This window comes from Herbaspirillum robiniae (genome assembly GCF_002213415.1).
GTDB lineage: Bacteria > Pseudomonadota > Gammaproteobacteria > Burkholderiales > Burkholderiaceae_D > Herbaspirillum > Herbaspirillum robiniae.
In genome coordinates this window covers 162,560-185,379 of sequence record NZ_NJGU01000005.1, presented here as the reverse complement: position 1 = coordinate 185,379, position 22,820 = coordinate 162,560, and the positions used below count along the sequence as shown (strand labels likewise).

Sequence of the window (22,820 nt, the reverse complement as noted above, 5' to 3'; positions counted from 1 at the left end):
CGCGGCGCTTGTCGGCCGCGCCTTCAACGAACTGAGCAATACCTGCGAGAGGAGTCCGGCACATGCCAAGACCCGTCACACTCTTTACCGGCCAATGGGCCGACCTGCCGCTGGCGGAGCTTGCGCCCCTGGCCCGCCGTATGGGCTATGACGGCCTGGAGCTGGCCTGCTGGGGCGACCACTTCAACGTGCAGCAGGCGCTGGCCAGCGAGCAATACGTGCAAGACAAGCGCGCACTGCTGGCCGGGCACGGCCTGCAATGCTTGGCCATCGGCAACCATCTGGTGGGGCAGGCGGTGTGCGACCTCATCGATGAACGCCACCAATCCATCCTGCCCTCCCATGTGTGGGGCGACGGCGATCCCGAAGGCGTGCGCCGGCGCGCCGCCGGCGAGCTGGCCGACACCGCGCGGGCCGCCGCCAGGTTCGGGGTGAAGACGGTCACCGGCTTCACCGGCTCTTCGGTCTGGCATTCCATCTATGCCTTCCCGCCGACCACGCAGGCCTACTGGGACAAGGGCTTCGCCGATTTCGCGCAGCGCTTCGGCCCCATCCTCGACACCTTCGAGCAGCACGACATCAATTTCGCGCTGGAGGTGCACCCGACCGAAATCGCCTTCGACATCGCCTCGGCCGAACGCGCCATCGCAGCGGTCAAGGGGCACCGGCGCTTCGGTTTCAATTTCGATCCCAGCCACCTGGCCTACCAGGGCGTGGACTATGTGAAGTTCATCCGCGGCTTCGCCGATCGCATCTACAACGCCCACATGAAGGACGTCTGGTGGGGCAAGGGCGACGGCACCGTGGGCGTGTTCGGCGGCCATACCAGCTTCGGCGACGCCCGCCGGCATTGGGATTTCCGCAGCGTCGGGCGCGGCATGATCGATTTCGAATCGATCATCGTCGCCCTCAACGACATCGGCTACCAGGGCCCGCTCTCGGTCGAGTGGGAAGACAGCCGCATGGACCGCGTCCACGGCGCCACCGAGAGCGCGGCCTTCTGCCGGCGGCTCGACTTCAAGCCGGCCAGCGGCGCCTTCGACGCCGTGTTCGCCAAGGACCGCCAAGCCGCGACAACCACCGAAGACCAAGCGAGGAACACGTATGCCCCGTGAAAGACGACTCCGCTATGCCATGGTCGGCGGCGGCCAGGGCGCCTTCATCGGCGCGGTGCATCGCCGGGCCATGGCGCTGGATGACCAGTTCGAGCTGGTGGCCGGGGCCTTTTCATCCGCGCCCGAACGCGCGCGCGAATCCGGCGCCGCGCTGGGACTGGCCGACGACCGCAACCATGGCAGCTGGCAGGACCTGCTGGCCGACGAGCTCAGGCGCAGCCCCGAGGATCGCATCGACCTGGTGAGCATCGTCACGCCCAACCACGTCCACTATCCGGTGGCGCTGGCCTTCGTGCAGGCGGGCTTTCACGTGGTGTGCGACAAGCCGCTGGTGCATACCGCGGCGCAAGCCGACGAACTGGTGGCCGCCGTGCGCCGGGCCGGCACCGTGTTCGGCGTGACCTACAACTACACCGGCTATCCCATGGTGCGCGAAGCGCGCCACCTGGTGCGCAGCGGCGCGCTGGGCACGCTGCGCAAGATTGCCGTCGAATACAACCAGGGCTGGCTGGCCACCGCGGTCGAGCACAGCGGTGGCAACAAGCAGGCCGACTGGCGGCTGGATCCGCAGCGCAGCGGCAACGCCGGCACCATGGCCGACATCGGCTCGCACGCCGAGAACCTGGCCGCGACCGTCACCGGCCTGCGGCCGGACGCGTTGTGCGCCGACCTGACGGTCTTCGGCGCGGGCCGTCGCCTGGACGACGACGCCCAACTGTTGCTGCGCTACGCCGAAGGCGCGCGCGGCATCATCGTCGCCTCGCAGGTGGCGGCCGGGCTGGAGAACGATCTGCGGCTGCTGGTCTCCGGCACCCTGGGCACGCTGACGTGGCGCCAGGAAGAGCCCAACCAACTGGTCCACTCGCCGGTGGACGGCCCGCGCCGCATCCTCACGCGCGGATCGCCCTGGCTGGGCGAATCGGCAAAGCGCGCGGGACGCATTCCGGCCGGTCATCCGGAAGCCTTCGTCGAGGCCTTTGCCAACGTCTATCTGGGCGTGGCCGCCGATATCCGCGCCCATGCGGCCGGCCGCCCCGCCGATCCGCTCGAGGCGGACTATCCGCGGGTGGAGGACGGCGCGCTCGGCGTGCGCTTCATCGAGAAGGTGCTGGAGTCGGCTGCGAGCGAAAGAAAATGGACCAGCCTGTCCTGATGCCAAGATGTTCTCCCCGCACGGCGATTGATGCGCGGGAGGACGCACCAGTGCGCCAACGCGCCCGCAGGAAATGAAAAAGCCCGCGCATGCGGGCTTTTTGTTGTGAGCTTGATATCTTTTCGTCCGACGCCGACCTCCGGCGGCGGACTGGCCGTGCCTCATGCGGATTTCTGCTCCGCTCCGAGCAATTCGTCTCCCAGCAGCCTGGCTTCTTCCCTGATGTCTTCCATCAGCCTGCGCATGGCAACCTGTTTCCTGACAAGCGCTGCGTGCAGCTCGGGGGCGATAGGCGCCGCCGTCATCAATTCCTTCAGATCTGCGGTGCTCTCGTTGTACCGTTGGTGCATATCTACTCCTGTGGGAACGAATATCCTCTTTTTACCACGGCGGCGGCTACACATGAACTTATATATTTGATCCGCTGCAATGATGACGCATCAATAGGGCTTGCGCCTACATCACCGGCCCGGCAAGCGGCGCACTATGCATCCATGCCACCCAGCCCCCGGGAAAACCCCGGGGATCCCCCGGATGGCAATGATGCGAACGCGGACATGGCGGCCTGATCCGAAAACGCCTTTTACAGACCGCATGCAAGGAAACGACATGTCGAACCTCAATCAGTCCCAGGACAAGAAGCAACAGAACCCGCAGCAACAGAACCAGCAAAGCGACCAGCAATCCGGCAATCGCCAGCAGGAACAGGGATCGCGCCCCGACCAGCAGCAAGGCGGCCGCGACAAGGAGAGCCAGCAGCAGGGCGCAAACGACGCCAACGAGCAAAAGAAGAATGCGCAGGCGCAACAGCAAAGCGACGCTGCGCAGGGCGCGAAGCAGCCATGAGCCACGGCGAGCGGGCTGCGCGACGCGCCTGACCGCCGCCGGTGCGAACCAGCAAACGCCCGCCTGCGCGGGCGTTTCTTTTATCCGGCCCGTTCTATGTTCACATTGCCCACATCGCATGCCGGCGTTGCCTGCGGTGAAGGCCAATTATCAGCAAACCGGCAATCGCACAATCGGAGAAAACCTGATGCCATTAGTTTTTCTGCGGCAATAGAATTGGCATCAGGAAATCCCCGATGGTGCAGCATGAAAACCTTGCAAAAAATCCTGATGGCCAGTGTTGCAGTAATCAGCCTGAGCGGCCTTGCGCAGCAGGCCGATGCCGCCGCGTCCTCCAAGAGCCTGACGGTTTCCGCCTTCGTCACCACCACCTGCCGCCTGACCCAGGACCACGACCATCCTTCGGTGGCCAACAGCGTCTGCACCAATGGCGTGGACTTCACCTCCCAGGCCCTGGGCACGCAGATCGCGGTGATCCAGCGAGTGGAGTCGGCCGCCGTGGTGATCTTCTGAGCCTTCGCGACGGCAGTCGCGTCGGTGGCATCAATGACAACAAGCCCGCATGTGCGGGCTTTTTCATTTTCGACAACGGATTTTCATCGCCGGGCGCAGGCATCGGTCCCGACACCGGAACCGCATCCGGGAAAATATCGCGCCGCTGAAGACGAGCAATTGGGCAGCAAGAAGTGGAGTGTGCGGGCGGCGGGCCGATCGCATAATCGGCGCATCCACTCACCACCCAAGGACACCATGAATACTCCTCACGTCGTTGCAGAACCCAGCATCCTGTATCTCGGAACGCCCGTCGCCCTGGTCAGTACCGTCAATGAAGACGGCACGCACAATCTCGCGCCGATATCGTCGGTATTCTGGCTGGGATGGCGCGGCGTGCTGGGCATCGCATCGGCCTCGCAGACGGCGCGCAACCTGTGTCGCACCGGCGAATGCGTGCTCAATCTGCCCTCCACCGGCGAGGTCGGCGCGGTCGACCGCATCGCGCGGACCACGGGGACCTATCCTGTTTCAGAATTCAGGAAGGCGCTGGGCTACGTCTACGAGCCCGACAAGTTCGGCCGTGCGGGAATGACGAAGGTGAAGTCCGACACCGTGGCGGCGTCGCGCGCGCTCGAATGCCCGATCCAGCTCGAAGCGGTGCTCGCCGCGACCCACGGCATCGGCGACGACAACGAGGCGCTGCGCGGCTCGATCAGCCTGTTCGAGGTGCGCATCCAGCGCGTCCATGTGCATCCCGGACTGCTGATGGAGGGGCACCCCAATCGCATCGATCCCGACAAGTGGTCGCCGCTGATCATGAGTTTCCAGAAGTTCTATGGCCTCGGCGCGCAGGTGCATTCCTCGCGGCTGGCGGAGATCCCGGAACAGGCCTACCGGGTGCTCGCCGAAATTCCGGAGAAGGTTCAGGACGAGCGTGCGGCCGAGGCACGGCGCTACGCGACCGGCTGAGAAAGAGGGCGAGGAAGCGGCTGAAGAAGCAGCAACGCGACGCCGGCGATCACTCCAGGTTCTTCTGCACCACCCACGACAGCGGCAAGGTCAGCAGCAGCACCGCCGCTAGGACTTCCAGTGCGGCGGTGATGCCGGCCAGGTCGCCCAAGCGCCCGAACAGCACCGGCGACAGCGCGCCGGCGCCGATGGTGCCGGTATAGAACAGCGCGAAGGCATGGTCGCGCCGGTCGGCGCCGGCCAGTTCGGGCACCGCGCCGTACAGCACCGACGAGGTGCCGTTCAACGCCAGCCCCAGCAGCGGCAGCATGGCCATCAGCCAGGACAGCGGCAGCCACACCGCCAGCAGGATGCACAGCGACGTCGTGGCTTCGGTCAGCCAGACCGTCTTCATCATGCCCACCCGCGCGCCGAGGTAGCCGCACAGCAGCTTGCCGAAGGCGCCGCCCACGAACAGCAGCGACAGCGCCACGCCGATGCCGGCGGCGCCGGCGCCCTTGTCTTGCAACAGGAAGGGCAGAAAGGTCAGGAAACCCATGCGCACCGCGCTGTCGATGGTGCCGGTCGACAGCAGCGCCCACATGCCGCCGCGCGCGGCGCCGGCGCCCCTGGCGGAAGACTTGCGCTGCGCCGCGCGCAGCTGCGCATCGGACGGGATCAGACGCCACAGCAGCGCGGCCGAGGCCACGCCGATCACGCCCAGCAGTCCCGCGCCGGCCTGCCAGCTCGCCGCGGCCAGCAGCAGTCCGACCAGTCCGGGGATGAGGGTCTTGCCGATGTCGCCGGCGAAGTTGTAGTGCGACAGCGCCTCCTTCACCTTGCCGCCTTCGTGGCTGTCGGCCACCAGCGACGAGGCCAGCGGATGCTGGGTGCTTGCGCCCAGGCCGCCCAGCACCAGCGCGAACAACAACCAACCCATGCTGCCGGCCTGGCTGGCGACCAGATAGGCAAGTCCGGCCAGCGCGGTGCCGCCGACCAGCAGGCGCTTGCGGCCCCAGCGGCGGGCCAGGCGCCCGGCCATCAGCTGGCAGCCCGCCATCACGCCGGAATACGAACCGCGCAGCAGGCCCACCATGGCGTAGCTGATCGAGAACTGCGCCTGCCACAGCGGCAGCAGCACATAGATCGCATCGGTCAGGCCGTCATGCACCGCATGCGCGCTGCAGGCGGCAAACAGCGAGCGGCGCCGCATCGGGCGTTCATCATCGGCGGACTGGCCGAGGGCGGGATCGGCGGGCTGGATGTGCATTCGTCTGTCTGGCGGTGGCTGCGTGCTCGCTGCTTGCGCATGCGGTGCGGCCTTGTTGTCGATGGATGAAGTATGCCTTCAAATACGCAGCGCCGCCGTCGTTGCCAGAGCGGCGGCGCTGCAGTCGGGGGCGGTGAGGTCAGGGCTGCGTTCAGGCCCTGGCCGCACCCGCGCCCGGGAGGCGGAACACGCTCACCAGTTGCGCCAGCTGCGCCGCCTGGTCCTGCATGGAGGCGGCCGCTGCGGCGGCTTCTTCCACCAGTGCGGCGTTCTGTTGTGTGACCTGGTCCATCTGCGTGATGGCGCGATTGACTTCTTCGATGCCGGCGCTCTGTTCCTGGCTGGCGGCGCTGATCTCGGCCACCACGTCGGCCACATGCTTCACGCTGGAGACGATGTCCTGCATGGTCTTGCCGGCTTCTTCGACCAGGTGCGAGCCGTTGTCGACCTTGGCCACCGAATCCTCGATCAGCGCCTTGATCTCGCGCGCGGCGGTGGCGCTGCGGTGGGCCAGGGTGCGCACCTCGGAGGCCACCACCGCGAAACCGCGGCCCTGTTCGCCGGCGCGGGCCGCTTCCACCGCGGCGTTCAAGGCCAGGATGTTGGTCTGGAAAGCAATGCTGTCGATCACGCCGATGATGTCGGAGATCTTGGTCGAGGCGGTATTGATGTCAGCCATGGTGCCGACCACCTGTTCAATCACCTTGCCGCCGTTGCTCGCCACGCCTGAGGCCGAGATCGCCAGCTGGTTGGCCTGGCGCGCGTTGTCGGCGTTCTGGCGCACGATGGAGGTCAGCTGTTCCATCGAGGACGCGGTCTCCTCCAGTGCGCTGGCCTGTTCCTCGGTGCGGGAGGACAGGTCTAGGTTGCCAGCGGCGATCTGGTTGGAGGCCGTGGCGATGGTGTCGGTGCCGTTGCGTACGCCGGCCACGATGCCGGACAGGCTGCCGCGCATGGTTTCGATGGAGCGCAGCAGGCTGTGGCTGTCCTTGCCCTTCAGGTCGATCGCATCGGACAGGTCGCCTTGCGAGATGCGTTCGACGATGTCCACGGTATTGGCCGGCTCGCCGCCCAGCTGCCTGAGGATGGAGCGCAACATGAAGGCCGCCATGGTGGCGATGGCCGCCATCAGCACCGCGCCGATCAGCAGCAGGATCAGGGCGTTGCGGTAGAAGGCCAGGTTGATGTCGTCGATGTAGGCGCCGAAGCCGATGGTCCAGTCCCACGGTTCGAACCTGGTCACCGCGTACAGCTTCAACACCTTCTCCGTGGTGTTGGGGCGTGTGCCTTCGGCGGTCAGCAGCCCGATTTCCCGGCCGGCCAGCGCCGCGCGATAGCGGTCGCCGTCTTCCTTGGCGGTCTTATCCTGGATGCCCACCCGCTTGGGATTGGGATGCACGTAGTTGAAGTCGTCGGTGTAGCCGCGCACGAAGAAGTAGTTCTGCTCCTTGGCATAGCTGCCGATGATCATCTTGGCCTGCGCCTGGGCTTGCTCGCGCGTGAGCTTGCCCGATTTCTCCTGTTCGTAGACCTTTTCCGAGGCCGCCTTGGCCAGCGTCACCAGCAGCGAAAGCTGGGCTTCGCGTTCTTCCAGCATGGTCTTCTTCAAGGTGTTCAGAGAGACCATCGCGATGACCAGGATCCCGATCAGGGTCGTCGCGCACAAGTAAATGATTTTCGTCCTAAGCTTCACTATCCCCATCCCTATCGTGTTGAACATGTGTTCATTTATGTTGAACGCATGAATTTACTTGAAAAGAATGGGCGGGGAAGAACAAAAAAGGCCCGTATAAACGGGCCTTTACAAGAAATTGCCTGATTGGCAATCCGGCGCGTCTTCGCAAGACGCCGCCGCTTTCGCTACGCGGCCCAGACCACCTGCGCCTCGCAGCGGATAGGGAAGTTGACCGAGTTGGCGACATAGCACTTCTCGTGCGCCACATGGTGCAGGTGTTCGGCCATGGCGCGGTCGTCGCCGGCGCGTATGGTCACGTGCGGATGCAGCGTGATGCCGGTGAAGCGTCCGCCGTCGGCGCCGTCGATCATGGTGCCGTCGGCATGGTCCACATACGCGAGCACTCGGATGCCGGCGTCCGAGCAGAGGTGCAGGTACCACAGTTTGTGGCAGGCCGAGGCGGAGGCCAGCAGCAGGTCTTCCGGATTCCAGCGCGCGGCGTCGCCCAGGAAGGCCGGGTCGGAGGAGCCGGCGATGTCGGGCTTGTCGCCCGAGCGGATCACGTGCTCGCGCCCGTAGTCGCGATACCCGGAGGTGCCGCTGCCCTTGTTGCCGGTCCACTCCACCGTGACCTGGTACTTGTGTTCGCCGTGTGCCATCGCTGCCGTCTCCGCGTGAAGTTGGGGGTTAGGAATGGTAAGGAATGTTCATGCTTCGCCGGGTTTCCAGTCGGGGCTGAAGCCGCCCAGCGTGGGGTGGTACATCTCGTCGCCGTCGTGCTGGGTGAATTCGACGTTGAGGCGGTCTTCGCGCAGGCCCAGGATCTCGATGCAGTGGGCGCAGAGCGTCTTGGCCACTTCCATGCGCAACTCCACGGGCCTGCCGCGCCGGATGTCGAGCATCAGCATCGCCACCGGAACCGGCTCGCCGCCGACCTCGGGAATGCGCCAGACGCCTCCTTCGCCCAGTTCGCGGATGGCCACGCTGATGCGGCGGATGTCCACCTGCATCATCTCGGCGTAGCTTTCGCTGATGGCCCGGGCGAGGCGCTGCTTGGTCTCGGCGGGGAAATGCTCGTTGACGTCCAGTTGCAGGTAGGGCATGGCGGTCTCCTGGCGGGTGGCGGCAGCCGGCGGCGGTCGCGGCGGCTGTGCGAGGCGTCATTCTAAGACCTGGCGGGGATTCTTGCCTTGGCGCTGGCGAAAGCGGGGCGCATAAAAAAGCCCGCTTGCGCGGGCTTACTGTCTTCTGCTTTCCTGCTGCCGATTCTGGGAATCCTGATCCGAATTTTCATCCGCAGTCTGCCGGTAACGTTCAGACTGCCGCATATTGAACTGGTATTGCTCTTCGGCGTGCTGGTAAGCCAGCTGCTCTTCAGCGGTGCGGCCGCAACCGCCCAGCGCGGCCAGCGCAAGCAGCAGAGGGGCCAGGGTCAGACAGCGCATCACGTATGCCTCCATTGTTATATTTCCCGATGGAAATATACTCCTCACAAATCCTCACTGCAATATGAAAAACACAGCAGAAAGCCCCGCCGGCCGGGGCCTTGCGGGGCTTGTGGATGTCGGAAAGGCAAGTGTTGCAGCGTGGCCGCCGGATGTTCGGCGGCCGGCCGCGAGGCTCAGGTGCGCGTGGCGATGGGCGGGTAGTCGCCGGCGCCGTCCGGCCAGGGCGTGAGGATCTCGTAGCCGGTGGCGGTGACCACGACCATGTGCTCCCACTGGGCCGACAGCGAGCCGTCGACCGTGACCACGGTCCAGCCGTCGTCGAGCTGGCGCGAGTGGCGCTTGCCGGCGTTGAGCATGGGCTCGATGGTGAAGATCATGCCTTCCTTCAGGGGCAGGCCGGCGCCGCGCTGGCCGTAGTGCAGGACCTGCGGCTCGTCGTGGTAGGTGGTGCCGATGCCGTGGCCGCAGTATTCGCGCACCACCGAAAAACCGTCGCGGTGCGCCACCGACTGGATCGCGTGGCCGACGTCGCCCAGCGTGGCGCCGGGGCGCACGGCGCGGATGCCGGCGCACATCGCTTCATAGGTGGTGGCCACCAGCTTGTGCGCGGCGGGTGCGGCTTGGCCGACGAAGTACATGCGGCTGCAGTCGCCGAACCAGCCGTCCTTGATGACGGCCACGTCGACGTTGATGATGTCGCCGTCCTTGAGCACCTGGCCCGAGGGAATGCCGTGGCAGATCACTTCATTGACCGAGCTGCAGATGGTCTTGGGAAAGCCGTGGTAGCCGATGTTGGCCGGCTTGGCCTTTTGCACCTTGACGATATGCTCGAAGCAGATGCGGTCCAGCTCGTCGGTGGTGACGCCGGGTTTGACGTGCTCGGCCACCACCTGCAGCACTTCGGCGGCCAGCTTGCCGGCCTCGCGCGCCTGGGCGATTTCGGCCTCGCTGCGCAGTTTCACTTTTCTCATGCGTATTCTTTCCCCGTCTTGCGGCGCGCGCCGGGCGCGGCCTTGTCCTTTGTCTTGTCCCCGTCCTGCCGGTGCCTTGCGGCGTCGACCAGCTCCCGTATCGACATCACCCCGCCATGCTCGCGCGCGAGCTGGTCGCGCACCAGCAACTGCGCGACCTCGGCGTGGGTCAGGTCGGGATGGAGTTCCGAGAGCATGCCCAGCAGCATCCAGTGTTCCGCCTGCGCGTTGATCGAGCGGTTCAGGGCGCTGCCGGCGATGCGCACGTTGTCGTGCATCTGGTCCGATATCTTGACGATTCCCATCTCTGCCTTTTATATGAAACGTATATGTTTCGTGTATTGTAATCGCAGCCGAAAATTTCTGCCAGCATCGTGCCGCGTTCAGCTGCGCGGCCACAGTTGCGCCAGCGGCGGCGAGGCGCCGCGCACCGGGTCGTTGTCGGGGAAGGGCAGGGTGCGGATACGCTGCAGCATCTTCTCGTCCGGCGCCGAAGTGCAGACGTCCCATTTCTGTCCGGCCGGATAGGCGCCCACCACCAGGAAGTCGGCGCTGGCGGACAGGCGGCAATGACCGGTGCCGGCCGGCAGCAGCACGACGTCGCCCCTGGCCACGTCCACCGTGCGCCCGCCCGGCCCGCCCAGCATCAGGCTGGCGCGGCCTGCGGCAATGCCCAGCACTTCGTGCGCGGTGGAATGGTAGTGGTGGTAGTCGTAGACGCCGTCGCGCCATTGCGCCGGCCAGCCGTTGGAGGCAAACAGGTCTTCCATGCGGCGCGCGAGGTCGCCCTCGGTGGACACGGCGCGGTAATGCAGCACCGGCAGCCGCTCGTTGTTGGGGACCCAGTCGTTGCGTTCGAGCATGAAATGTTCGGGCGCGCTCGCGGCGGCGGCGGCCGAGGCGGCGCCGGGCAAGGCTGCGAGCGACCAGGCGCCCAGCAGGGTGTTCATGAAGTTCCTGCGCGTCATCTTTTCCATCGTGGCTCCCAGGTTGGATATCGGCCGATAGCGGCTCATGCCGTTACGGTTGCTGCGACGCGCAATAGTTCCTGCGCCGCTTCCGCTTCCGCTTCCGCTTCCGCTTCCGCTTCCGCTTCGGCGGCGCCGCGCATCTATGTAAAATAGATTATTGGAAACGGATCGATCTGTATCAACGATAAATGACAGGACACAGGAGCGGGACATGGAACTGAGACAGCTGCGCCAATTCGTCGCCGTGGCGGAAGAGAAGAGCTTCACGCGTGCCGCCCGGCGCTGCCATATCGTGCAGTCGGCGCTGTCGAGCTCGATCCGCCTGCTGGAAGAAGAACTGGCCGCGCCGCTGTTCGTGCGCACCACGCGCCATGTCGAACTGACCGCCGCCGGCCTGGCCTTCCTGGACAGCGCGCGGCGCGCGCTGGGCGTGCTGGAGCAGGGCGCTTCGGATGTGGCCGACGTCAGCGCGATGAAGCGCGGCCGCCTGGCCATCGGCACGGTGCAGAGCCTGCCGTCCTTCGTCGACCTGCCGACGGTGCTGGCGCGCTTTCATCGCCGCCATCCGGGCGTGGAGGTGCGCCTGTGCCAGGGCGCGGCGAGCGAACTCAATGAGAAGGTCGCCTCGCGCCAGCTCGACCTCGCCATCCTGCCGATCGAGGAGAGCGGCGAAGGCCTGCAGACGCAGATCGTCGCCTGCGAGGACCTGGTGCTGGCCTGCGTGCCGTCGCACCGCCTGGCGCAGGCCAGGGCGGTGACGCTGGAGCAGCTGGCGGGAGAGGATTTCGTCGACTTCGAGCAGGGGCGCGGTACGCGCATGCTGGTCGACCGCGGGTTCGCCGAAGCCGGCTTGCGCCGCCGGCTGGCTTTCGAGGTGAGCGACCTGGAAACCCTGCTCGACCTGGTGGCGCATGGCCTGGGCGTGGCCCTGTTGCCGCGCGATGTGGTGCTGGGACGCCGCGGCAAGCTGGCCTGCGTGGACTTGCGCGGGGTCGAGCTGTGCTGGGAGCTGGTGGTCACGCACAAGGCCGCCGGCCGCAGCGGCGCCGCCGTGCTGGACGCGGCGCCGGCGGCCTTTCTTGAGCTGCTGATGGCCCAGGCCCGCGCGAGCGAGCCGGCCAAGCCGGAGCCGAAACGCCGCAAGGCGGCGTAGTCCGGACGATCAGATCCGGACGATCAGATCCGGAGGATCAGATGAAGCGCCGCACCGGCTTGCCGCCGAACGCGGCGATGCCGGCCATCACCAGCGCCACCCCCACGAAGCTCACGCGCAGGCTCAGGTGCTCGGCCACGCCGCCGATCAGCACCGGCCCCAGCAGCATGCCGACATAGGCGAAGCGCGCCACCGCCGCGATGCTTTCGGCCGCGCTCATGCCCGGCACGCGCGCCGCCGCCAGGAAGAAGATCGGCATCAGGTTGGCAATGCCCAGTCCCGACAGGAACAAGCCGGCGATGGTCGCCAGCGGCAGCGGCACGGCCGCCGCGAAGGCGATGCCGACCGCGCCGGTGGCCGCGCTCCACGCCAGCGTGCGCAGGCCGCCGATGCGCGCGCGGATGCGGTCGCCGGTCAGGCGTCCGGCTGCCATGCCGGTAGAAAAAGCGGCATAGCTGTAGCTCACCAGCGCCGCCGGCGACTGCGCGACGTCGCGCATGTAGACCGCCGCCCAGTCGTACATCCCGCCCTCGCAGGCCAGCGCCAGGAAGGCGATGAATCCCAGCACCAGCACCATGCGCCGGCCGCGCTTGTCGCCGCCGGCTTGCGCGGCCTGTTCGTCATGCGCGGCGTCCGGCAGCATGAAGCGTTTCACCAGCAGCGCCACCAGCAGCGTGCAGGACGCCACCAGCCCGGCGTGGGCCAGCGGCGACAGCCCCGGCACCGCGCCCAGCGCCGAACCGGCGATGCCGCCGATGCTGAACATGGCATGCAGCGTGGACATGATGGGTTTGCTGCGGCCACCCTCCACCAGCGCCGCCTGCACGCTCATGGCGACATCAAAAGCCGCCATCGCCGTGCCGAACACCAGCAGCAGGCCCACCAGCATCCAGAACTGCGGCGCCAGCGGAATGGCCAGCAGCGTGAACGCATAGAGCACGCCCGACAGCATCAGCCCGCGGGCGCTGCCGACCTGCGCGATCCACTTGCCGGAGCGGCCCATGGTCAGCAATGCGCCGCCCGCCACCGCCAGCATGGCCAGCGACAGCACCGCGTCCGACAGTTCGAAGCGCGCCTTGACCGACGGGATCAGCACGCCCCAGGTGGCGAAGGTGGCGCCGTTGACGAAGAACTGGGCCATCGTGGCCCAGGTGGCGTGGCGCATGTCCGGCTGCCGTCCGGTCGGAAGCGGCCGCGCAGCGTCGCTGCAGTTCGTGCCGTGGCTCATGGGAAATCCTGAAGAAACGAAAAAGTCGACACTTTGCCAGCTTTCGTCTTATTCGTTAAATGGAATATTCAGATCGGAACAATCTGCCAGGCAGATCAATTCCGGTTCATCTTGCCGGGCGGACAATAAAAAAAGCCCGGCCGACAAAGTCGGAACCGGGCTGGAGGTACTACCGAGGAGTTCTTGTCGCAGGCGGCTTCACCATTCGGCGAAGCTGCCGTCCTTGTGGCGCCAGATCGGGTTGCGCCAGCGGTGGCCGACTTCGGCGCGCTGCTTCACATAGTCTTCATTGATCTCGATGCCCAGGCCCGGACCCTGCGGGATCTTCACGTAGCCGTCTTCATAGGCGAACACGTTCTTGTCCTTGACGTAGTCCAGCAGGTCGTTGCTTTCGTTGTAGTGGATGCCCAGGCTCTGCTCCTGGATGAAGGCGTTGTAGCTGCCGGCGTCGACCTGCAGGCACGAGGCCAGCGCGATCGGTCCGAGCGGGCAGTGCAGCGCCAGCGCGACGTCGTAGGCTTCGGCCATGGCGGCGATCTTGCGCGTTTCGGTGATGCCGCCAGCGTGCGAGACGTCGGGCTGGATGATGTCCACGTAGCCTTCCGACAGGATGCGCTTGAAGTCCCAGCGCGAGTACAGGCGCTCGCCCAGCGCGATCGGGGTCGAGGTCAGGTGGGCGATTTCCTTGAGCGCCTCCGAGTTCTCCGACAGCACCGGTTCTTCGATGAACATCAGCTTGTACGGCTCCAGTTCCTTGATCAGCACCTTGGCCATGGGCTTGTGCACGCGGCCGTGGAAGTCCACGCCGATGCCGATGTTGGGGCCGACCGCTTCGCGCACGGCCTGCACGTTGGCCAGCGTCAGTTCGACCTTGTCGTAGCTGTCGATGAACTGCAGTTCTTCGGTGCCGTTCATCTTCACCGCGGTAAAGCCGCGCGCCACGGCGTTCTTGGCCGCCGCGGCGGTGTCGGCCGGGCGGTCGCCGCCGATCCAGGAGTACACCCGGATCGATTCGCGCACCGCGCCGCCCAGCAGCTGGTGCACCGGCACGCCCAGCGACTTGCCCTTGATGTCCCACAGCGCCTGGTCGATGCCCGCCAGCGCGCTCATGTGAATGGCGCCGCCGCGATAGAAGCCGCCGCGGTAGAGGATCGTCCAGTGGTCTTCGATGTTGCGCGGATCCTTGCCGACCAGGTAGTCGGCCAGTTCATCGACGGCTGCGGCGACGCTGTGCGCGCGGCCTTCGACGATGGGTTCGCCCCAGCCGACCACGCCTTCGTCGGTCTCGATCTTCAGGAAGCACCAGCGCGGTGGAACGATGAAGGTGCTGATCTTGGTGATTTTCATTGGCTAGTCCGTTCTTGGGAGATATTCAGTTGTTCGATACGCGTGTCAGGCCAGGGCCTTCCAGGCGGCGACGAAGGCTTGCGCGCGCAGGCGCACTTCGGCGGCCGACAGTCCCGGCGCGTACAGCGCCGAACCGAGGCCGAAGCCCGAGGCGCCGGCCGCGCGGAAGGCTTCCATGCCCTGCGGGGTGATGCCGCCCACCGGCAGCAACGCGATGTCGCGCGGCACCACCGCGCGCCAGGCCTTGACCACCTGCGGTCCCAGCTGCTCGGCCGGGAACATCTTCAGCACGTCGGCGCCGGCGTCCAGCGCGGCGAAGGCTTCGGTCACGGTGGCCACGCCCGGGGCGCTGTACAGGCCGGCCGCGCGCGCGGCGCGGATCACGGCGCCGTCGCTGTGCGGCATGACGATCAGCTCGCCGCCGGCGGCCTTGACCTGCTCGACCTGCTCGGTCTTGAGCACGGTGCCGGCGCCGACGATGCAGTCGGCCGGCAGGCTGCGGCGCAGCGCCGCGATGCTCACCAGCGGTTCGGGCGAGTTGAGCGGCACCTCGATGATGCGAAAGCCGCTCTCGTACAACGCCGCGCCGATGGCCTCGGCTTCGGTGTTGCGCACGCCGCGCAGGATGGCGATCAGGCCGGTGGCGCCGAGCGCGTCTTCAAATCGTTTGGGATTGCTGTTCATGATTCCTTGTGTTGTCGGTTGCGCCGTTTCAGTTCACCAGGCCCGCGTGCTGGGCCAGCAGCCACAGGCCGGCTTCGGTCGCCTCTTCGGCCACGCTCACCGGACCCATGCTGTAGAGCTCCAGGGCCAGGCGGTAACGGCGGCACAGGCCTGCGTCGCCGATCAGCACGATGCGCTGGCGGTGCACCGTGGTCATCGATTTCAGTGCGGCCAGCTCGTGGCCGATCAGCAGGCCGGAGAGATAGTCCGGCTGCGCGGCGGCGTCCAGTTCGCCGGTCAGTCCCAGCGTGCGGCTGCTGAAGATGTTGGAGAGCACGCCGGCCTGGCCTTCCACGGTCTGCGCCACGCGCGCGCCGCGCATGAAGGCGGCGTCGTCCGGGGCGTCCGGCTTTTGCATGGTGCGGCCGAGGATGGTGTGCGCCGAGAGCGCGCCATAGACTTCGCCGGTCATGAAGGTGTCGAAATGCTGGATGCGGCCGTGGGTCACGCGCACCCATTTCGAGTGGGTGCCGGGCAGGCCGATCAGCAATTCGTCGTCGCGGTACTGGCGCAGCGCGCCGACTACCTGCGTCTCCTCGCCGCGCATCACGTTGGGCAGCGTCGAGACCTGCAGCAGGCCGGGCACGATGTACAGCGGGCGGCCGGCGCCGGTGTCCACCTGGGTCAGCTTGCGGCCGATGCGGTCGGGCGCCAGCGGAATGGTGAGGTAGGGCGCCTCGCGCCAGCCCTGCTTGCTGCCGACCATGCCGGCGGCAATCAGCGGCGCCTCGGGCGCGGCCTGCATCCAGTCGCCGCAGGCCGATTGCAGCGCCGCGCGAAACGGCGCCTGCGGGTCGTCGCCGACCTCGACCGCCGGCAGGTTCATGATGCCCCACGGATGGCCGCGGCGTTCGACCACCTCGCCCTGCGCGTTGAAGCGGTAGCAGCGCAGCGATGACGTGCCCCAGTCCAGCGCGATGAGCGCGTAGTCGTTCTGTGTGTCTTTCTTCATCTGTTCTTGTCTTGTCGCCGGCGCCCTCACGGCGCCGGTGCATCGGTGGGCGCCGCTCAGGTCTCGCAGACCGAGAAGCGCGTCAGCAGCACCATGTCCTCGCCGGGGGCCAGGTCGATCAGGCCGGGGCGGTTGGGCATGTGGAAGGCGTCGATGGGGTGGGTGATCGGCTCCAGGCAGAAATAATCCAGTCCGGGAGGGCGGTACATCAGCGTATAGCCGCTGCGGTCGGTGGTATGCATCTGCAGGCGCAGGCCGCGGGTCGGATCCTCGATCATGGCCAGGCCGTCCCAGCCTTCGAAGCAGTTGTCCACCAGCGGGCCGTCCAGCGGCGCGGGGCGGTTGTAGTCCCAGCTCAGCGGCAGCTTGCGCGCGAAGCCGGTGGGAATCGGATCGGCGCCCGACATCCATACGCCGCGCGAGCGGAACTGCAGGCGCGTTCTGGCGTCATGCAGGAAATACGGATGCAGGCCGAGGCCGAAGGGCAGGGTCTGGTCGCCGGTATTGGTCACGCGCAGTTCGATCTCCAGCGAGTTCTCGCGCAGCGTGAGCAGCTGGCGCGCGCTGTATACATAGGGATTGTCGTCGAAGCGCGCCGAATCCAGCTCCAGCGTCATGCGGTCTTCCGATTGCGCGGCCACGTTCCAGGCCTGCAGCCAGCCGTCGCCGTGGATCGGATAGGGTTCGCCGGCGCGGTTGGGCCGCACCGCATGCTTCTTGCCGTTGAAGTCGAAGCCGCCTTCGGTGATGCGGTTGGACCAGGGCAGCAGCGGAAAGCAGGCGGTGGTGTAGAGGTCGCGTGCGCGCGCATCCCAGGGGCGGAACAGCGGCAGCCAGCGGTCGTCGCGCTGCCAGTCCCATGCGGCGATGCTGCCGCCCAGTGCGGGCATGACATGCAGGCGCTGCCGGCCGGACTGCAGGGTGTGGATCTCCGGCAGCTCCTGGGAGCCTGCGCGGGTAGCATCGGTTGCTCGGGAGGGCATGGTGTCTCGTATGTTGTTATGGGATGCCGCGCGCGCCGGAAGGCATTGTGTGCCGTCTGGGCGGAAGGCCATCGCATGAGAGAGAGGATTGCTCACGTTACGCCGCACTCACGTCTTCTCATGAAATGCGCTTCAAAAAAACAGGCCGATCCTAACACCGGGGTTTGATGCGGAATAATGAAAAAAAGAACGCAAGCGATATCAAAATTGTGAGTGCCGATCGGACGATTTTTCCTCTCGCGCACGCATATCCCTTCGCAATCCGCGCAGGCTCAGCGATGTGCGAAACGATATCGAGTTTCATGAAAAATTCATTGGATACATATTTTTTGCTCTCCTAATATTGAGCGCGAATTGAGGAACATTGCATCGGTTCCCGCGATTCGAGACAGCATCGCGCCGGACATCCAAACAAGTCGAAAGCCAAGCCGGCGCCGCTCAAGCACCAAGCGCATCAAGAGTACGTAAGCACTTCTTGCACATAACAAGGAAATCGACGATTTCCGGCCAATGGAGACAAACAATGAAAACGAAAAGAAGGGCGCTTCTGGGCGCAGCCATTTGCATGGGCCTGGGCAGCACCATCGCCGGCCTGCCCGCATTCGCCGCCGACAAGCCGCTGACCCTGGGGTTCTCGCAGGTGGGCGCCGAGAGCGAATGGCGCACCGCCAATACCGTGTCGATCAAGGAATCCGCCAAGCAGGCCGGCGTCAACCTGAAGTTCGCCGACGCCCAGCAGAAGCAGGAAAACCAGGTCAAGGCGATCCGCTCCTTCATCGCCCAGAAGGTCGACGTGATCGCCTTCTCGCCGGTGGTGGAGTCGGGCTGGGAAACCGTGCTGCGTGAAGCCAAGGCCGCCAAGATCCCGGTGATCCTGACCGACCGCGCGGTCAACGTCACCGACAAGTCGCTGTACGTGACCTTCATCGGCTCGGACTTCGTCGAAGAAGGCCGCCGCGCCGGACGCTGGCTGCAGGACAAGGCCAAGACCCTGCCGGCGGGCGACATCAACATCGTCGAGCTGCAGGGCACCGTGGGCTCGGCGCCGGCGATCGACCGCAAGGCCGGTTTCGAGGAAATCATCAAGACCGATCCGCGCTTCAAGATCATCCGTTCGCAGACCGGCGACTTCACCCGCGCCAAGGGCAAGGAAGTGATGGAAGCCTTCCTGAAGGCCGACGGCAAGAAGATCAACGTGGTCTATGCGCATAACGACGACATGGCCATCGGCGCCATCCAGGCGATCGAGGAAGCCGGCATGAAGCCGGGCAAGGACATCCTGATCATCTCCATCGACGGCGTGAAGGGCGCGTTCGAAGCCATGATGGCCGGCAAGCTCAACGTCACCGTGGAATGCAGCCCGCTGCTGGGACCGCAGCTGATGCAGATCGCCAAGGACGTGAAGGCCGGCAAGGAAGTGCCCAAGCGCATCACCACCGAAGAAAGCGTGTTCCCGGCTGAAGTCGCGGCCAAGGAATTCCCGAACCGCAAGTATTGAGATTGAGCGTATCCGCGACGTCGGTTGCGTTTCGACGGCGGCTGAACGACGCTGGGTCCTGACCCGCGTCAGGGCGACACGGAGGAGGTGGCTGGAACCCTCGCAGGTGCGAGACCATCCCCTGCGCGTCGCCCTGGCGCAGGCCCGGGCCCGGCGCCGTTCATTGCGCATCGATGATCGCTGAACGATGCTCGATCCAGAGCTTCGTCAGGGCGTTGGTTTCTTGGCAGGAGTTGCAATGACGATGGCTGTCGGGGCGCAGGCGCGCCCCATGCTGGAACTGAGCGGTATCCACAAGGCGTTCGCGGGCGTGAAAGCGCTGGCCGACGTCGGCTTGCGTTTGTTCCCCGGAGAGGTGCATACCCTGATGGGGCAGAACGGCGCAGGAAAATCCACCCTGATCAAGGTATTGACCGGCGTGTATGAGCCCGACAGCGGGCGCATCACCCTGGACGGCCGCGAGATATCCCCCGCTTCCACGCTGCAGGCGCAGGAGCTGGGCATCAGCACCGTCTACCAGGAGGTCAACCTCTGTCCCAATCTTTCGGTCGCGGAGAACATCTTCGTGGGCCGCTATCCGCGCCGCTTCGGCCGCATCGACTGGAAGTCGGTGCACGAGCAGTCGCGCCGGCTGCTGCAGCAGCTGCAAATCGAGATCGACGTCACCGCGCAGCTCTCGTCCTATCCGCTGGCGATCCAGCAGATGGTGGCGATTTCGCGCGCGCTGTCGGTGTCGGCCAAGGTGCTGATCCTGGACGAGCCCACTTCCAGCCTCGACGAGGCCGAGGTGCAGCAGCTGTTCAAGGTGTTGCGCCGCCTGCGCGAGCAGGGCATGGCGATCCTCTTCGTCACCCACTTCCTGGAACAGACCTACGAGATCTCCGACCGCATCACCGTGCTGCGCAACGGCGTGCGCGAGGGCGAATATCCGGTTGCCGATCTGTCGCGCCTGGAGCTGGTCAACAAGATGGTCGGCGTGACCGCGGTCGACCAGCGCAAGGTGGAGGCCGGCGCCGAGGCGCTGGCGCAGGAGCTGTCGGCCGACGAGGCCGGCCGCGGCGAAGTGTTCCTGCAGGCGCGCGGCTTTGGCCGCAAGGGCATGCTGGCGCCGCAGGATCTTGACATCCGCCGCGGCGAGGTGTTCGGTTTGTGCGGCTTGCTGGGGTCGGGGCGTACCGAGATGGCGCGGCTGCTGTTCGGCGCCGAGCGCGCCGACAGCGGCACGCTGACGATCGGCGGCAAGGAGCTCCGGCTCAACGTGCCGCGCGATGCGATCGCCGCCGGCATCGGCTTCTGCTCGGAAGACCGCAAGAAGGAAGGCGCGATCCTGGAGCTGTCGGTGCGGGAGAACATCATCCTGGCGCTGCAGGCGCGCCAGGGCCTGTTCCGCGTGCTGCCGAGGAAGCGCCAGAACCAGATCGCCTCGGACTACGTGAAATGGCTGGGCATCAAGACCGCCGACCTCGACACGCCGATCGGCTCGCTCTCCGGCGGCAACCAGCAAAAGGCGCTGCTGGCGCGCTGGCTGGCCACCGACCCGGGCATGCTGATCCTGGACGAACCCACGCGCGGCATCGACGTGCGCGCCAAGCAGGAGATCATGGATTTCGTCATCGCGATGTGCCGCAAGGGCATGGCCATTCTTTTCATCTCTTCCGAAATCCCCGAGGTCCTGCGCTGCAGCGACCGCATGCTGGTGCTGCGCGACCGCCGGGCCTGCGGCCAATACGCGCGCGGCGAGCTCGACGACCAGTCGGTGCTGCAGGTGATCGCGGGAGAAGCCGCATGAGCGCATCCATGGAGTCCAAACTGATACCCGACGCTGCCCAAAACGACGAGCGGCCGGCGCTGGCCTGGCTGATGCGCCATCCGCTGGTGCGCCCGCTGGGCGCGCTGGCCGTGCTGCTGCTGATCGACTTCTTCCTGGTGCCGGGATTCTTCCGGCTGGAGATCAAGGACGGCCATCTCTACGGCTCCCTGATCGACATCGTCAACCGCGCCGCGCCGCTGATGCTGGCGGCGCTGGGCATGACGCTGGTGATCGCCACGCGCGGCGTCGACATCTCGGTGGGCGCGGTGGTGGCGATCTCGGGCGCGGTGGCGGCCATCCTGATCGGCGGCAAGATGGTGGTGGTCGACGGCGCGTCGCAATACGTCAGCAACGTGCCGATGGTGTGGGCGCTGTGCGCGGCCATGGGCGCGGCGCTGCTGTGCGGCGCGTGGAACGGCCTGCTGGTGGCGGGGCTGGGACTGCAGCCCATCATCGCCACGCTGATCCTGATGGTGGCCGGGCGCGGCCTGGCGCAGCTGCTGACCGACGGCCAGATCGTGACGGTCTATTACAAGCCGTTCTTCTTCCTCGGCGGCGGCTACCTGTTCGGCCTGCCGTTCTCCTTGTATATAGCGGGGGCGATGTTCGTGCTGCTGGCGCTGCTGATGAAGAAGACCGCGCTGGGCCTGTTCATCCAGTCGGTCGGCATCAATCCGGTGGCCTCGCGCCTGGCCGGCATCCGCACCGCGGCGCTGATCTTCTTCGTCTACATGTTCTGCAGCGCCTGCGCCGGGCTGGCCGGACTGATGATCGCCTCCAACATCAAGAGCGCCGACGCCAACAACGCCGGCCTGCTGCTGGAGCTGGACGCCATCCTGGCGGTGACGCTGGGCGGCACGTCGCTGGCCGGCGGCAAGTTCAGCCTGGTGGGCAGCGTGATCGGCGCGCTGATCATCCAGACCCTGACCTACACCATCTACTCGCTGGGCGTGCCGCCCGAAGTGAACATGGTGGTCAAGTCCATCGTGGTGTTCCTGGTGTGCCTGTCGCAGTCGCCGGAATTCCGCCGCATCTTCAAATCCGCCAAATCATGAACACCACTCCCTTCCTGCGCCGCGCCGCCGGCGCGCCCTGGTTCACCTCCGCCGTCACGGTGGCGCTGCTGGTCGTGATGCTGCTGGCGGGCGCCGCCGGCTACGACGGCTTCCTGTCGCCGCAGGTGATGCTGAACCTGCTGATCGACAATTCCTTCCTGCTGGTGGTGGCCATCGGCATGACCTTCGTGATCCTCTCGGGCGGCATCGACCTGTCGGTCGGTTCGGTGCTGGCGCTGACCACCATGCTCTCGGCCTGGATGCTGCAGAGCTGGCACTGGAATCCGATCCTCGTGATTGCCATCGTGCTGGGCCTGGGCGCGGCCTTCGGCGCGGCGATGGGGGCGCTGATCCACTACTTCAGGCTGCAGGCCTTCATCGTCACGCTGGCCGGCATGTTCCTGGCGCGCGGGCTGTGCTACCTGATCAGCATCAACTCCATCACCATCGACGACCCGCTGTTCGTGGCGATGTCGCAGACCCGGATCGAGTTCGGCGAACTGTTCGTCTCGCCTAGCGTGGTGATCGCGCTGGCGATGCTGGCCGCGGCCATCTGGCTGGCGCATTGCACGCGCTTCGGTCGCGCGGTCTACGCCATCGGCGGTAACGAGCAGTCGGCCATGCTGATGGGCTTGCCGGTGGGGCGCACCAAGGTGCTGATCTACGCCTTCAGCGGATTCTGCGCGGCGCTGGGCGGCGTGCTGTTCTCTTTCTATATGTTGTCCGGCTACGGCCTGCATGCGCAAGGCGCCGAACTGGACGCCATCGCGGCGGTGGTGATCGGCGGCACGCTGCTGACCGGCGGCTACGGCTACGTGGCCGGGACGCTGACCGGCGTGCTGATCCTGGGCGTGATCCAGACCCTGATCGCCTTCGACGGCACCCTCAGTTCGTGGTGGACCAAGATCTTCATCGGGGCCCTGCTGTTCATTTTCTGCGTGGCCCAGCGCGTGATCTCCCTGGGCGCCGCGCGCGGCAAGCAGGCTAACAGTGCGGGGAGCGCGAAAGCCGCGCCGGTATTGGGTTAGAGAAGATTTGTTCAGCTTAATTAAGATAACTTTACATAGAGGGAGCTATACTGAAAAACATATCCATTACGCTTAAAAAATCATTAGAAATGTATTGGTAAAGTCATTAATGTAGAGGCCGCAAAACAGTACCTCTGCATGTGATGCGATA

General features: G+C 65.9%; 24 protein-coding genes. 10 read left to right on the top strand and 14 right to left on the bottom strand.

Annotation, left to right across the window (positions count from 1 at the left end; translation table 11 throughout):
* The first annotated feature begins 62 nt into the window (after window positions 1-62).
* Together CEJ42_RS10190 and CEJ42_RS10185 are read left to right on the top strand one after the other, a co-directional pair.
* Entirely contained in the window at window positions 63-1,115 is a 1,053-nt protein-coding gene (locus CEJ42_RS10190; protein WP_088750938.1) for a sugar phosphate isomerase/epimerase family protein, read from the top strand.
* Entirely contained in the window at window positions 1,105-2,268 is a 1,164-nt protein-coding gene (locus CEJ42_RS10185; RefSeq protein WP_079216427.1) for a Gfo/Idh/MocA family protein, read from the top strand. Before CEJ42_RS10190 ends, CEJ42_RS10185 begins: the two co-directional genes overlap by 11 nt.
* 161 nt (window positions 2,269-2,429) lie before the next feature.
* Here the strand turns inward: CEJ42_RS10185 and CEJ42_RS10180 are convergent, their stop codons facing one another.
* Entirely contained in the window at window positions 2,430-2,618 is a 189-nt protein-coding gene (locus CEJ42_RS10180; RefSeq protein WP_079216424.1) for a hypothetical protein, read from the bottom strand.
* A gap of 259 nt (window positions 2,619-2,877) precedes the next feature.
* On the opposite strand from CEJ42_RS10180, the gene CEJ42_RS10175 reads away from it, so the two are divergent.
* The 3 genes from CEJ42_RS10175 (at window position 2,878) to CEJ42_RS10165 (ending at window position 4,578) form a co-directional block, all read left to right on the top strand.
* Complete coding sequence (locus CEJ42_RS10175) at window positions 2,878-3,114, top strand: hypothetical protein (RefSeq protein WP_079216423.1); 237 nt, start codon at window positions 2,878-2,880, stop codon at window positions 3,112-3,114.
* 246 nt (window positions 3,115-3,360) lie between these two features.
* Complete coding sequence (locus tag CEJ42_RS10170; protein ID WP_088750936.1) at window positions 3,361-3,627, top strand: hypothetical protein; 267 nt, start codon at window positions 3,361-3,363, stop codon at window positions 3,625-3,627.
* A gap of 237 nt (window positions 3,628-3,864) precedes the next feature.
* A complete protein-coding gene (locus CEJ42_RS10165) occupies window positions 3,865-4,578 on the top strand; it encodes a flavin reductase family protein (protein ID WP_088750934.1) in 714 nt (237 codons plus the stop codon).
* 49 nt (window positions 4,579-4,627) lie between these two features.
* Here CEJ42_RS10165 and CEJ42_RS10160 read toward each other — a convergent pair whose 3' ends face one another.
* The 8 genes from CEJ42_RS10160 to CEJ42_RS10125 all read right to left on the bottom strand — a co-directional run bounded on the left by CEJ42_RS10160 (window position 4,628) and on the right by CEJ42_RS10125 (window position 10,871).
* Window positions 4,628-5,827, bottom strand: a complete 1,200-nt coding sequence (locus CEJ42_RS10160; protein WP_088750932.1) for an MFS transporter — start codon at window positions 5,825-5,827, stop codon at window positions 4,628-4,630.
* Between the two features lie 151 nt (window positions 5,828-5,978).
* A complete protein-coding gene (locus CEJ42_RS10155; RefSeq protein ID WP_420840752.1) occupies window positions 5,979-7,454 on the bottom strand; it encodes a methyl-accepting chemotaxis protein in 1,476 nt (491 codons plus the stop codon).
* A gap of 233 nt (window positions 7,455-7,687) precedes the next feature.
* Window positions 7,688-8,161: an OsmC family protein gene (locus CEJ42_RS10150; protein WP_088750928.1), complete on the bottom strand. Its 474-nt coding sequence runs from the start codon at window positions 8,159-8,161 to the stop codon at window positions 7,688-7,690.
* 48 nt (window positions 8,162-8,209) lie between these two features.
* Entirely contained in the window at window positions 8,210-8,605 is a 396-nt protein-coding gene (locus tag CEJ42_RS10145) for a tautomerase family protein (protein WP_079216411.1), read from the bottom strand.
* A 135-nt stretch (window positions 8,606-8,740) separates the two neighbouring features.
* The gene (locus CEJ42_RS10140) at window positions 8,741-8,962 is read right to left on the bottom strand and encodes a hypothetical protein (RefSeq protein WP_088750926.1); all 222 of its coding nucleotides are present in this window, start codon (window positions 8,960-8,962) and stop codon (window positions 8,741-8,743) included.
* Window positions 8,963-9,123: 161 nt separating this feature from the next.
* Window positions 9,124-9,921, bottom strand: coding sequence for a type I methionyl aminopeptidase (map, locus tag CEJ42_RS10135; RefSeq protein ID WP_088750924.1), 798 nt, complete (start codon window positions 9,919-9,921; stop codon window positions 9,124-9,126).
* The gene (locus tag CEJ42_RS10130) at window positions 9,918-10,226 is read right to left on the bottom strand and encodes a ParD-like family protein (RefSeq protein ID WP_088750922.1); all 309 of its coding nucleotides are present in this window, start codon (window positions 10,224-10,226) and stop codon (window positions 9,918-9,920) included. The genes map and CEJ42_RS10130 overlap by 4 nt, the downstream gene beginning before the upstream one ends.
* A 78-nt stretch (window positions 10,227-10,304) precedes the next feature.
* Complete coding sequence (locus tag CEJ42_RS10125; RefSeq protein WP_243397837.1) at window positions 10,305-10,871, bottom strand: cupin; 567 nt, start codon at window positions 10,869-10,871, stop codon at window positions 10,305-10,307.
* Between the two features lie 232 nt (window positions 10,872-11,103).
* Here CEJ42_RS10125 and CEJ42_RS10120 point away from each other — a divergent pair, with 232 nt between their 5' ends.
* Window positions 11,104-12,045: a LysR family transcriptional regulator gene (locus tag CEJ42_RS10120; RefSeq protein ID WP_079216405.1), complete on the top strand. Its 942-nt coding sequence runs from the start codon at window positions 11,104-11,106 to the stop codon at window positions 12,043-12,045.
* Window positions 12,046-12,082: 37 nt separating this feature from the next.
* Here the strand turns inward: CEJ42_RS10120 and CEJ42_RS10115 are convergent, their stop codons facing one another.
* From CEJ42_RS10115 to CEJ42_RS10095, 5 genes are all read right to left on the bottom strand, one after another.
* Complete coding sequence (locus tag CEJ42_RS10115) at window positions 12,083-13,210, bottom strand: MFS transporter (RefSeq protein WP_088750920.1); 1,128 nt, start codon at window positions 13,208-13,210, stop codon at window positions 12,083-12,085.
* 261 nt (window positions 13,211-13,471) lie between these two features.
* Complete coding sequence (gene dgoD / locus CEJ42_RS10110) at window positions 13,472-14,620, bottom strand: galactonate dehydratase (protein WP_088750918.1); 1,149 nt, start codon at window positions 14,618-14,620, stop codon at window positions 13,472-13,474.
* Between the two features lie 45 nt (window positions 14,621-14,665).
* Window positions 14,666-15,304: a 2-dehydro-3-deoxy-6-phosphogalactonate aldolase gene (locus CEJ42_RS10105; RefSeq protein WP_088750917.1), complete on the bottom strand. Its 639-nt coding sequence runs from the start codon at window positions 15,302-15,304 to the stop codon at window positions 14,666-14,668.
* Window positions 15,305-15,332: 28 nt separating this feature from the next.
* A complete protein-coding gene (locus tag CEJ42_RS10100; RefSeq protein ID WP_088750915.1) occupies window positions 15,333-16,295 on the bottom strand; it encodes a 2-dehydro-3-deoxygalactonokinase in 963 nt (320 codons plus the stop codon).
* Between the two features lie 56 nt (window positions 16,296-16,351).
* Window positions 16,352-17,278, bottom strand: coding sequence for an aldose 1-epimerase (locus tag CEJ42_RS10095; protein ID WP_079216400.1), 927 nt, complete (start codon window positions 17,276-17,278; stop codon window positions 16,352-16,354).
* Between the two features lie 523 nt (window positions 17,279-17,801).
* Here CEJ42_RS10095 and CEJ42_RS10090 point away from each other — a divergent pair.
* The 4 genes from CEJ42_RS10090 (at window position 17,802) to yjfF (ending at window position 22,669) form a co-directional block, all read left to right on the top strand.
* The gene (locus CEJ42_RS10090) at window positions 17,802-18,776 is read left to right on the top strand and encodes an ABC transporter substrate-binding protein (protein WP_079216399.1); all 975 of its coding nucleotides are present in this window, start codon (window positions 17,802-17,804) and stop codon (window positions 18,774-18,776) included.
* A gap of 238 nt (window positions 18,777-19,014) precedes the next feature.
* Window positions 19,015-20,565 (top strand): sugar ABC transporter ATP-binding protein, encoded by a 1,551-nt coding sequence (locus CEJ42_RS10085; protein ID WP_079216397.1) that lies wholly within the window; start codon window positions 19,015-19,017, stop codon window positions 20,563-20,565.
* On the top strand, window positions 20,562-21,641 hold the full coding sequence (locus tag CEJ42_RS10080; protein ID WP_088750913.1) for an ABC transporter permease: 1,080 nt from the start codon (window positions 20,562-20,564) through the stop codon (window positions 21,639-21,641). Before CEJ42_RS10085 ends, CEJ42_RS10080 begins: the two co-directional genes overlap by 4 nt.
* Entirely contained in the window at window positions 21,638-22,669 is a 1,032-nt protein-coding gene (gene yjfF / locus CEJ42_RS10075; protein ID WP_088750911.1) for a galactofuranose ABC transporter, permease protein YjfF, read from the top strand. Before CEJ42_RS10080 ends, yjfF begins: the two co-directional genes overlap by 4 nt.
* The last annotated feature ends 151 nt before the right edge of the window (window positions 22,670-22,820 follow it).

Excerpts from the sequence above, each read along its gene's own strand:
- CEJ42_RS10190 (WP_088750938.1), top strand. The coding sequence starts at position 63 with ATGCCAAGACCCGTCACACTCTTTACCGGCCAATGGGCCGACCTGCCG.
- CEJ42_RS10185 (WP_079216427.1), top strand. The coding sequence starts at position 1,105 with ATGCCCCGTGAAAGACGACTCCGCTATGCCATGGTCGGCGGCGGCCAG.
- CEJ42_RS10180 (WP_079216424.1), bottom strand. The coding sequence starts at position 2,618 with ATGCACCAACGGTACAACGAGAGCACCGCAGATCTGAAGGAATTGATG.
- CEJ42_RS10175 (WP_079216423.1), top strand. The coding sequence starts at position 2,878 with ATGTCGAACCTCAATCAGTCCCAGGACAAGAAGCAACAGAACCCGCAG.
- CEJ42_RS10170 (WP_088750936.1), top strand. The coding sequence starts at position 3,361 with ATGAAAACCTTGCAAAAAATCCTGATGGCCAGTGTTGCAGTAATCAGC.
- CEJ42_RS10165 (WP_088750934.1), top strand. The coding sequence starts at position 3,865 with ATGAATACTCCTCACGTCGTTGCAGAACCCAGCATCCTGTATCTCGGA.
- CEJ42_RS10160 (WP_088750932.1), bottom strand. The coding sequence starts at position 5,827 with ATGCACATCCAGCCCGCCGATCCCGCCCTCGGCCAGTCCGCCGATGAT.
- CEJ42_RS10155 (WP_420840752.1), bottom strand. The coding sequence starts at position 7,454 with ATGGTCTCTCTGAACACCTTGAAGAAGACCATGCTGGAAGAACGCGAA.
- CEJ42_RS10150 (WP_088750928.1), bottom strand. The coding sequence starts at position 8,161 with ATGGCACACGGCGAACACAAGTACCAGGTCACGGTGGAGTGGACCGGC.
- CEJ42_RS10145 (WP_079216411.1), bottom strand. The coding sequence starts at position 8,605 with ATGCCCTACCTGCAACTGGACGTCAACGAGCATTTCCCCGCCGAGACC.
- CEJ42_RS10140 (WP_088750926.1), bottom strand. The coding sequence starts at position 8,962 with ATGGAGGCATACGTGATGCGCTGTCTGACCCTGGCCCCTCTGCTGCTT.
- map (WP_088750924.1), bottom strand. The coding sequence starts at position 9,921 with ATGAGAAAAGTGAAACTGCGCAGCGAGGCCGAAATCGCCCAGGCGCGC.
- CEJ42_RS10130 (WP_088750922.1), bottom strand. The coding sequence starts at position 10,226 with ATGGGAATCGTCAAGATATCGGACCAGATGCACGACAACGTGCGCATC.
- CEJ42_RS10125 (WP_243397837.1), bottom strand. The coding sequence starts at position 10,871 with ATGAACACCCTGCTGGGCGCCTGGTCGCTCGCAGCCTTGCCCGGCGCC.
- CEJ42_RS10120 (WP_079216405.1), top strand. The coding sequence starts at position 11,104 with ATGGAACTGAGACAGCTGCGCCAATTCGTCGCCGTGGCGGAAGAGAAG.
- CEJ42_RS10115 (WP_088750920.1), bottom strand. The coding sequence starts at position 13,210 with ATGCGCCACGCCACCTGGGCCACGATGGCCCAGTTCTTCGTCAACGGC.
- dgoD (WP_088750918.1), bottom strand. The coding sequence starts at position 14,620 with ATGAAAATCACCAAGATCAGCACCTTCATCGTTCCACCGCGCTGGTGC.
- CEJ42_RS10105 (WP_088750917.1), bottom strand. The coding sequence starts at position 15,304 with ATGAACAGCAATCCCAAACGATTTGAAGACGCGCTCGGCGCCACCGGC.
- CEJ42_RS10100 (WP_088750915.1), bottom strand. The coding sequence starts at position 16,295 with ATGAAGAAAGACACACAGAACGACTACGCGCTCATCGCGCTGGACTGG.
- CEJ42_RS10095 (WP_079216400.1), bottom strand. The coding sequence starts at position 17,278 with ATGCCCTCCCGAGCAACCGATGCTACCCGCGCAGGCTCCCAGGAGCTG.
- CEJ42_RS10090 (WP_079216399.1), top strand. The coding sequence starts at position 17,802 with ATGAAAACGAAAAGAAGGGCGCTTCTGGGCGCAGCCATTTGCATGGGC.
- CEJ42_RS10085 (WP_079216397.1), top strand. The coding sequence starts at position 19,015 with ATGACGATGGCTGTCGGGGCGCAGGCGCGCCCCATGCTGGAACTGAGC.
- CEJ42_RS10080 (WP_088750913.1), top strand. The coding sequence starts at position 20,562 with ATGAGCGCATCCATGGAGTCCAAACTGATACCCGACGCTGCCCAAAAC.
- yjfF (WP_088750911.1), top strand. The coding sequence starts at position 21,638 with ATGAACACCACTCCCTTCCTGCGCCGCGCCGCCGGCGCGCCCTGGTTC.